General features: G+C 73.6%; 7 protein-coding genes. 5 read left to right on the forward strand and 2 right to left on the reverse strand.

Annotated features, from left to right (window positions below):
• Positions 1 to 44: 44 nt before the first annotated feature.
• Positions 45 to 1,712, forward strand: a complete 1,668-nt coding sequence (locus tag ACGF15_RS27425; protein ID WP_392802791.1) for an MFS transporter — start codon at positions 45 to 47, stop codon at positions 1,710 to 1,712.
• Positions 1,713 to 1,811: 99 nt separating this feature from the next.
• Here ACGF15_RS27425 and ACGF15_RS27430 read toward each other — a convergent pair whose 3' ends face one another.
• Positions 1,812 to 3,179 carry an MDR family MFS transporter gene (locus ACGF15_RS27430; protein WP_392802794.1) on the reverse strand — a complete coding sequence of 456 codons (1,368 nt, stop codon included), beginning with the start codon at positions 3,177 to 3,179 and terminating at the stop codon, positions 1,812 to 1,814.
• A gap of 150 nt (positions 3,180 to 3,329) precedes the next feature.
• Between ACGF15_RS27430 and ACGF15_RS27435 the strand changes: the two genes are divergently transcribed.
• Together ACGF15_RS27435 and ACGF15_RS27440 are read left to right on the forward strand one after the other, a co-directional pair.
• Positions 3,330 to 4,088 (forward strand): phosphoglyceromutase, encoded by a 759-nt coding sequence (locus ACGF15_RS27435; RefSeq protein WP_392802797.1) that lies wholly within the window; start codon positions 3,330 to 3,332, stop codon positions 4,086 to 4,088.
• A gap of 266 nt (positions 4,089 to 4,354) precedes the next feature.
• The gene (locus ACGF15_RS27440) at positions 4,355 to 5,731 is read left to right on the forward strand and encodes a serine hydrolase domain-containing protein (RefSeq protein WP_362615672.1); all 1,377 of its coding nucleotides are present in this window, start codon (positions 4,355 to 4,357) and stop codon (positions 5,729 to 5,731) included.
• 58 nt (positions 5,732 to 5,789) lie between these two features.
• Here the strand turns inward: ACGF15_RS27440 and phoU are convergent, their stop codons facing one another.
• Complete coding sequence (phoU, locus tag ACGF15_RS27445) at positions 5,790 to 6,467, reverse strand: phosphate signaling complex protein PhoU (protein ID WP_256524218.1); 678 nt, start codon at positions 6,465 to 6,467, stop codon at positions 5,790 to 5,792.
• Positions 6,468 to 6,666: 199 nt separating this feature from the next.
• On the opposite strand from phoU, the gene ACGF15_RS27450 reads away from it, so the two are divergent.
• Both ACGF15_RS27450 and ACGF15_RS27455 read left to right on the forward strand, forming a co-directional pair.
• Positions 6,667 to 7,932, forward strand: coding sequence for an ATP-binding protein (locus tag ACGF15_RS27450; protein WP_345613718.1), 1,266 nt, complete (start codon positions 6,667 to 6,669; stop codon positions 7,930 to 7,932).
• The gene (locus ACGF15_RS27455; protein ID WP_256524216.1) at positions 7,929 to 8,609 is read left to right on the forward strand and encodes a response regulator transcription factor; all 681 of its coding nucleotides are present in this window, start codon (positions 7,929 to 7,931) and stop codon (positions 8,607 to 8,609) included. Before ACGF15_RS27450 ends, ACGF15_RS27455 begins: the two co-directional genes overlap by 4 nt.
• Positions 8,610 to 8,760 lie beyond the last annotated feature (151 nt).

Consider the following 8,760-nt stretch of genomic DNA (forward strand, 5'->3'; position numbering starts at 1 on the left):
GCAGCAGAGGTGCGGGGCCCCCGAGGCGGGGTCAGACTCGTGCCATGGGCACAACACGGTCCCCCGCGGACCCCGGGCCCCGGACGGCGGCCCCGGGAGCGCCGCACCAGACGCTCGCTCTCGCCGCCATGCTGTGCGCGGTGTCGATGACCTTCATCGACCAGACCATCGTGGCGATCGCGGCCCCCAGCATCATCGGCGAACTCGGCCTCTCCGCCTCGGGGATGCAGTGGGTGGTCAACGCCTACCTGCTGGCCCTGGCCGCCTTCTTCGCCCTCGGCGGCCGGCTGTCCGACCTCCTCGGGCACCGCCGGACGATGGTCGCCGGCACGCTCGTCTTCGTCGTCTCCTCCGCGCTCTGCGGCTTCGTCCCCTCGGGCGACGTGGCGCAGCCCTGGCTCATCGCCTTCCGCGCCACCCAGGGGCTCGGTGCGGCCCTGATGTTCCCGGCCGCCCTGGCGGTCGTCGTCAACGTCTTCCCGGTGGAGCGGCGCGGCCGGGCGCTCGCCCTGTTCTTCGGGCTCTCCGGCGCGCTCACGGCCCTCGGCCCCCTGCTGGGCGGCTGGCTCACCGCCTGGACCTGGCGGGCGGTGTTCTGGGTCAACGTGCCCGTCGCCGCCGTCGCCCTGGTGCTCGCCGCGCTGGCCCGCATCCCCGACCGGCGCCGCCCCGGGCGGCTGGACGTGCCGGGCGCGGTCCTGGTGGCCGTCGGCATGGGCCTGAGCGTGCTCGGCCTCCAGCAGGCGTCCGCCTGGGGCTGGGGCAGCGCCGCGACCTGGGCCTGCATCGCCGTCGGCCTCGCGGTGCTGGCCGTCTTCTTCCGCTACGAACTGCGCACCGAGCAGCCGCTGATCACCCTGAGCGTCTTCCGCGACCGGGCGTTCGCCACGGACAACCTGGTCCTGTTCTTCGCGATGCTGGCCTTCGTCCCCGTGTTCTTCTTCGCCTCGGTGTACGCCCAGGTCTCGCTCAGCGCCTCGCCCAACCAAGCCGCGCTGTACCTGCTGTACTTCTTCATCGGCTTCGGGCTCGCCTCCCAGTGGGGCGGCCGCATCCTGGACAAGCGCGGGGCCCGTCCGGCGCTGCTGCTCGGCACCGCCGTCGGAGCCGTCGGCTTCGCGCTGTGGGCGGCGAAGCTGACCGACCTGTCCATGCACGACCAGTGGCCGTACGCGGCCCTCGCGGGCGCGGGCATCGGCCTGCTGCTGGCCCCCGCGTCCACGGACGCCGTCAACCGGGCGATCGACGCCTCCTACGGCGAGGTCACCGGCATCACGCAGACCGTGCGGTACTTCGCCGCCAGTGTCGGGATCGCCGTCTTCGGCACGATCCTCACCCACACCACCGCCGACCGGGTGGCGGGGACCCTGGAGGGCCGCGGCGTCCCGCGGGAGACGGCCGAGGACGTGGGGCGCTCGGTGGCCGAGGCGGTCACCGGGCACCCGGACGGCAGCACCCCGAGCGGCGACGGGCCGGTCGCGACGGTGATGCGCCGGGCCGCGGACGCCGTCCGCGCGGACTTCGCCGAGGCCAACCAGTGGGTGTTCGGCGGGATGGCCGTCGCCCTGGCCGTCGCCTTCCTCTTCGCGCTGCGCCACCCGGGGACGCGGGTCACCGGCGGTACGGCGCCGGCGGCGGACGGCGGTGGGCCGGAGGGCGGCGGCACCGGCGTCCGCCGCCCTCCGGCCCGGGGCGGCGGCACCGGCGGCTGACGGCGGCGCACGGTCCGGTGCGGCCGGCGCCGGGCGGTCACCGGGGCCGGGCGGGTCGGACGCCACCGGGCCGGGCGGGTCACCGGGGCCGGACCGGGGTCAGACGACGGTGCCGTCGCGGCGGCACGGACCCTCGCAGGGCTCCGCGGCGGCGGGGACCTGCCCGGGGACGGCCGCCTCGACCGGTGCCGGGGAGACGGCCCCGGGGGCCGGCCCCGGGCTCCCGGCCGGGGCGTCCGCGTCCGCCGACCGCGGGACCTCGGGCACCCCGCGCACGACGAACCAGTACCCGATCGCCGCCACCGTGCCGATGGCGGCGCACAGCGCCCACAGCCACGCCGGACCCCAGCGGTCCACCACGAGGCCGGACAGCAGCGGCCCGACCAGGGCGGCCGCGGACCAGGACAGGGTGTACACGCCCTGGTAGCGGCCGCGGGCGTGCACCGGGGAGAACCGCACGACCAGGCTGGTCTGCGTCGGGGCGTTGACGATCTCGGCGAGCGTCCACACCGCCACGGTCAGCGCGAACAGGCCGATCGACCCGGCGAAGGCGGTCAGCCCGAAGCCGTAGCCCGCCAGCAGCGCCGAGACGACCAGCAGCCGCCCGGGGTCGCGGTGCTCGATGAACCAGGTGACCGGGATCTGGAGCACCACGATCAGCAGCCCGTTCCCCATGATGACCAGCCCGAAGTCCGAGCTGGTGAACCCTTCCGAGGCCATCGCCAGCGGCAGGCCGGTGTGGCCCTGCATGAAGACCGTGGCCAGCAGGAAGGACAGGCCGACCACCGCCATGAAGCGCCGGTCCCGCAGCACGTCGCGCAGCCCCACCTCCGCGACCGGTGCCGCCCCGGCCTCCGTCGCGGCCTCCTTCGGCGGGCGGGACTCGGGCAGCTTGACGAAGACCACGATCGCGCACACGAGGGTCATCACCGCCTCGCCGAGGAAGCCCGCGAGATAGCTGAACTCGGCGATGAACCCGGCGGCCACGGACGAGATCGCGAAGCCCAGGTTGATGGCCCAGTAGTTGAGCGAGAAGGCCCGGACGCGGTCCTCGGGGCGCACGATGTCCGCCATCATCGCCTGCACCGCCGGACGGGAGGCGTTGCTCGCCATCCCGACGAGGCACGCCACCACCGCGATCGCCGCGGGATCCTGCACCAGGCCCAGGACGGCGATGGAGACGGCTGTGGAGGTCTGCGCGAGCAGCAGGGTCGGCCGCCGCCCCAGCCGGTCGGTCATCACCCCGCCGGCGAGGGAGGAGAGCACCCCGCCGAGGCCGTGCAGCGCCGCGACGAGTCCCGCGTAGCAGGCGGAGTAGCCGCGCTCGATCGTCAGGTACAGGACCATGAAGGTGGCGACGAAGCCGCCGAGCCGGTTGACGAGGGTGCTGGTCCACAGCCACCAGAACTCCCGGGGGAGGCCGGCGACGCTCTCGCGGGCCGCGCGTCTCAGTCCGGCGACCGACATGGTTCCCCCCGAAGTGTAAGTGGTGGACGTGCTCCCGCACCTTACGGTCGTGGGTCTTCGGGGTACCACCGAATTGACGGCCACCGTCAATCGAGTCCGCCCTTCGGGCAGGCGCGCGGGCCTCGGCGGCCGTCGATTACGCTCCTACGCATGGCCGACGCACCGTACAAGCTGATCCTCCTCCGCCACGGCGAGAGCGAGTGGAACGCGAAGAACCTGTTCACCGGCTGGGTGGACGTCAACCTCACGGAGAAGGGCGAGAAGGAGGCGGTCCGCGGCGGTGAGCTGCTGAAGGACGCCGGCCTGCTCCCCGACGTGCTGCACACCTCGCTCCAGAAGCGCGCCATCCGCACCGCGCAGCTGGCCCTGGAGTCCGCCGACCGCCACTGGATCCCGGTCCACCGCTCCTGGCGCCTCAACGAGCGCCACTACGGTGCGCTCCAGGGCAAGGACAAGGCGCAGACCCTGGCCGAGTTCGGCGAGGAGCAGTTCATGCTCTGGCGCCGCTCGTACGACACCCCGCCGCCGGTCCTGCAGGACGGTGCCGAGTACTCGCAGTCGGAGGACGCGCGCTACGCGTCCATCCCCAGCGAGCTGCGCCCGCGCACCGAGTGCCTCAAGGACGTCGTCGAGCGGATGCTGCCGTACTGGTACGACGGCATCGTCCCCGACCTGCTCGCGGGCCGCACGGTCCTGGTCGCCGCCCACGGCAACAGCCTGCGCGCGCTGGTCAAGCACCTCGACGGCGTCTCCGACGAGGACATCGCGGGCCTGAACATCCCGACCGGCATCCCGCTCGTGTACGAGCTCGACGCCGACTTCCGCCCTCTCGTCGCGGGCGGCACCTACCTCGACCCCACGGCGGCCGCGGCGGCCATCGAGGCGGTCAAGAACCAGGGCAAGAAGTAGCCCGACGGCACGACGAGGCCCCCTGCCTGCCGTTTCGCGGCGGGCCAGGGGGCTTCTCGCTGCCGTGGGCCCTGGCGGGGTGACGGGACCAAAGGGGCGTTCTGTGCGCCGTACGGCCGTCTCGCCGGAACCCGATGTGGTGGTGTCCGGGGGCCGTCGGCGCCTCCGGGCGGTGCGCGGGGGAGGGAGTCCGACGGACGCGTCCGCCGGACCGGCGGCCTGGAGCGTCCGGCCGTCCGACTCTCCCCGAGCCGTTGGGAGCCCCCATGCCGACCAGCACCCCCGCACGCCGTGCCGCGCCCCGGCGACTGCGACGCGCGGTCGCGGTGTCCGTGGCGACCGCGGTAGCCCTGCTCGCGGGGGCGGCCTGCTCCGGCGGGAAGGTGACCGAGAGCGCGGGCACCCGTCTGTCCTCGCCGACCGCCGCTTCCGGCTCCCCGACGGAGACGTCCTCCCCGACCGCCACCGACACCGCCACCGCCGCCCGCCTGGACGCCGCGATCCGGCAGGTGATGCGGACGGCCGGGGTGCCGGGCGTCATCGCGGGGCTGTGGCGGGAGGGGCAGCCGGACTACGTGCGCGCCTTCGGCATCGCCGACAAGCAGACCTCCGCGCCGATGGCGACGGATCTGCACATGCGCATCGGCAGCGAGACGAAGACCTTCACCGTCACGGGCATCCTCCAGCTCGTGGACCGCGGAGAACTGGGCCTCGACGACCCCGTCTCGCGCTACGTCCCCGGCGTGCCGGACGGGGACAGGATCACGCTGCGCCAGCTCGCCGGGATGCAGAGCGGCCTCTACGACTACACGCAGGACCCGGACTTCGTCGCCGCGCTGGAGGCCGACCCGGAGCGGGTCTTCACCACGCAGGAACTGCTCGACTACTCCTTCAGGCACCCGCTCGCCTTCGCCCCCGGCACCCGCCTGGTGTACTGCGACACCAACACCGTGCTGCTGGGGCGGGTGCTGGAGGAGGTCAGCGGGCAGAGCCTCGCCGACTACTTCCGCGACCACGTGCTCGGGCCGCTGGAGATGAACGCCACGCTCTACCCGACGAACGCGCGGATCCCGGAGCCGTACGCCCACGGCTACACCACGCAGACCCCGAACGGGGAGGAGACGGACGCCACGAACTGGAGCCCCTCCGACGCCAACGCCGCGGGTGCGATGATCTCCGACCTGGAGGACCTGCGGACCTGGGCGCCGGTGGTGGCCACCGGCAGGCCGCTGATCGAGCCCGCGACGCAGCGGCAGCGCCTCCGGACGGCGACCAGCCCGGACTTCCCCGGCGCCGCCTACGGGCTCGGCCTGTTCACCGCGCAGGGGTGGATCGGCCATAACGGCTCCATCCCCGGGTACCAGAGCCTGACGCTGTACCTCCCCGCGGAGAAGGCCACCCTGGTGGTGCTGCTCAACAGCGACACCCCCTACCAGGGCACGGATCCGAGCACGCTCCTCGGGACGGCGATCACCACCGTCGCCACCCCCGGCCACGTGTTCCGCCTGGGGCCCGCGACGGGGGCCTCCCCGAGCGGCTCGGGAACGGTGTCCCCCAGCGGCTCGGGAACCGCCTCACCCGGCGGTTCGGGAACGGCCTCCCCGACCGGTCCCGGGACACCGTCGCCGACCTCCTCGCAGTGACCGCCCCGGGGACACCGGCCGAGGCGTGCGGGCCGGGCCGCGGCCCGGCCCGCACACCTCAGGCGCCCTCGACGGGCGTCGGCTGCTGGAGCTCGTCCGCGTGCTCGCCGGTCACCAGGTAGACCACCCGCTTCGCCACCGACACCGCGTGGTCGGCGAAGCGCTCGTAGTAGCGGCCCAGCAGCGTCACGTCCACGGCCGTCTCGATGCCGTGCTTCCAGCGGTCGTCCATCAGGTGCTGGAAGAGGGTGCGGTGCAGCAGGTCCATCTCGTCGTCGTCCTGCTCCAGCTGCAGGGCCAGGTCGACGTCCTTGGTGATGATCACCTCGGCCGCCTTCGCCATCAGGCGCTGGGCGAGCTGTCCCATCTGCAGGATCGTCGCGTGGAGGTCGTCCGGGACCGCCCGCTCGGGGAAGCGCAGCCGGGCCAGCTTCGCGACGTGCTGGGCCAGGTCGCCGGAGCGCTCCAGGTCCGCGCTCATCCGCAGCGAGGTCACCACGATCCGCAGATCCGTGGCCACCGGCTGCTGGCGGGCCAGCAGCGCGATGGCCCTGGCCTCCAGGTCGTGCTGCAGGTCGTCGACCTTCTGGTCGGCGGCGATCACGCTCTCCGCCAGCTTCAGGTCGGCGTCGAGCATGGCCGTGGTGGCGCGCCCGATCGCCGACCCGACGAGTCGGGCCATCTCGACCAGGCCCTCGCCGATCGAGTCCAGTTCCTCGTGGTACGCGTCCCGCATGGGGTGTCCCTCTCTTGTGCGACTGGGGTCCGGGTGGGCTCCGAGGCCCCCACGCTCCCACGTTCGGGGCCCGAGTGGTCCGTACGGTCCACCACAAATGAACCGGTACTTTCCCCTCGGTGAACTCTGGGCGACGACTGTTCGGGGTGCCACCCGTTCGGCTGGGAGGCGACCTGGGAGCACGCATAACCTGGTGAGCATGGACGTGAACGCGGCGGTCGCCGCAGCCGCAGCGATCGCCGGTCTGTGCACCGGCGTCATCGCGGTGCTGGCGTTCCGCTGGAGCGAGCGCGAGCAGCGGCGGCCCACCCGCAGCTCGCTGCACACCGAGGCGGTGCTTCCCCCCGGTGTGGACACCGTCCTGTCCGTGCTCCGCTCCTCCGCGGTCGTCCTCGACGAGTCCGACTCGGTCGTCAAGGCCAGTTCCGCCGCCTACGCGCTGGGCCTGGTCCGCGGCGGCAAGCTCGCCGTGGAACCGATGCTGCACATGGCGCGCGACACCCGGCGGGACGGTGAGATACGCCAGGTGGAGCTGGACCTGCCGCGCCGCGGGACCGGGCGGGGCGAGGCCCTGGCGGTCTCGGCGCGGGTGGCCCCGCTGGGGTCCCGCCTGGTGCTGCTGCTGGTGGAGGACCTGACCGAGGCACGGCGCATCGAGGCGGTCCGGCGGGACTTCGTCGCGAACGTCAGCCATGAGCTGAAGACGCCCGTCGGCGCGCTCTCGCTGCTGTCCGAGGCCGTGATGGACGCCGCCGACGACCCCGAGGCGGTCACCCGCTTCGCGGGGCGGATGCAGGTCGAGGCGACCCGGCTGACCAACCTGGTGCAGGAGCTGATCGACCTCTCCCGGGTCCAGAACGACAACCCGCTGGAGGACTCCGAGCCGGTCTCGGTGGACGAGCTGGTCGCCGAGGCGATCGACCGCTCCCGCCAGACCGCGTCCGCCAAGCAGATCACCATGGCCGAGGGCGGCTCGGCGGGCCTGCGGATATGGGGGAACCGCGGGAAGCTGGCCGCGGCCCTCGGCAACCTCGTCGAGAACGCCGTCAACTACTCCCCGGCCCGCACCCGGGTCGGCATCGCGGCCCGGAGGGTCAGCGCGCCCGGCGGCGAGTTCGTCGAGATCGCCGTCACCGACCAGGGCATCGGCATCCCGGAGAAGGACCGCGAGCGGATCTTCGAACGGTTCTACCGGGTCGACCCGGCGCGCTCCCGGGCCACCGGGGGCACCGGCCTGGGTCTGGCCATCGTCAAGCACGTGGCCGCCTCGCACGGCGGGGAGGTCACGGTGTGGAGCTCGGAGGGCCAGGGCTCCACGTTCACCCTGCGACTGCCCGAGGCGGGCGCCTCGCGGGACCGCACCACTGGTACCACCACCGGACCGGATCGCGTCGAAGAGGGCGACGACCGGCCTTACGACACCGATCCGAACAGCGAGATCCCAGCCCCGGAGGTCCTTCCGTGACCCGTGTGCTCGTCGTCGAGGACGAGGAATCCTTCAGTGACGCACTGTCGTACATGCTCCGCAAGGAGGGCTTCGAGGTCGCGGTGGCGGCCACCGGGCCCGAGGGGCTCGACGAGTTCGAGCGCAACGGCGCCGACCTCGTCCTCCTCGACCTGATGCTGCCCGGCCTGCCCGGCACCGAGGTGTGCCGGCAGCTGCGCGGCCGCTCCAACGTCCCCGTCATCATGGTGACCGCCAAGGACAGCGAGATCGACAAGGTCGTCGGCCTGGAGATAGGAGCCGACGACTACGTCACCAAGCCCTTCTCCTCGCGGGAGCTGGTCGCCCGCATCCGCGCGGTGCTGCGCCGCCGCGGCGAGCCGGAGGAGGTCGCCCCGGCCGCCCTGGAGGCCGGTCCGGTGCGGATGGACGTGGACCGCCACGTGGTCACCGTCTCGGGCGGCAAGGTGGACCTGCCGCTGAAGGAGTTCGACCTGCTGGAGATGCTGCTCCGCAACGCGGGCCGGGTCCTCACCCGGATGCAGCTGATCGACCGGGTCTGGGGTGCGGACTACGTCGGCGACACCAAGACGCTCGACGTCCACGTCAAGCGGCTGCGCGCCAAGATCGAGCCGGACCCGGGCGCGCCCCGGTACCTGGTCACCGTCCGCGGTCTCGGCTACAAGTTCGAGCCGTAGGAAGGCCCGCCCGCGCCGGCTCCGCCGGTGCGGGCGACGCCGAGGGGGGGGCCCCCCCGGGCCCCGGGGGGCGCCCCCCCGCGGGGGTGGGGGGGGGGGGCGGGCGCCCGGGCGGCCGGGGGGCGCGCCCGGGGGGGGGGGGGCGGCCCGC

Source organism: Streptomyces sp. NPDC048001, assembly GCF_043203115.1.
GTDB classification, from domain to species: Bacteria; Actinomycetota; Actinomycetes; order Streptomycetales; family Streptomycetaceae; genus Streptomyces; species Streptomyces sanyensis.

Excerpts from the sequence above, each read along its gene's own strand:
- ACGF15_RS27425 (WP_392802791.1), top strand. The coding sequence starts at position 45 with ATGGGCACAACACGGTCCCCCGCGGACCCCGGGCCCCGGACGGCGGCC.
- ACGF15_RS27430 (WP_392802794.1), bottom strand. The coding sequence starts at position 3,179 with ATGTCGGTCGCCGGACTGAGACGCGCGGCCCGCGAGAGCGTCGCCGGC.
- ACGF15_RS27435 (WP_392802797.1), top strand. The coding sequence starts at position 3,330 with ATGGCCGACGCACCGTACAAGCTGATCCTCCTCCGCCACGGCGAGAGC.
- ACGF15_RS27440 (WP_362615672.1), top strand. The coding sequence starts at position 4,355 with ATGCCGACCAGCACCCCCGCACGCCGTGCCGCGCCCCGGCGACTGCGA.
- phoU (WP_256524218.1), bottom strand. The coding sequence starts at position 6,467 with ATGCGGGACGCGTACCACGAGGAACTGGACTCGATCGGCGAGGGCCTG.
- ACGF15_RS27450 (WP_345613718.1), top strand. The coding sequence starts at position 6,667 with ATGGACGTGAACGCGGCGGTCGCCGCAGCCGCAGCGATCGCCGGTCTG.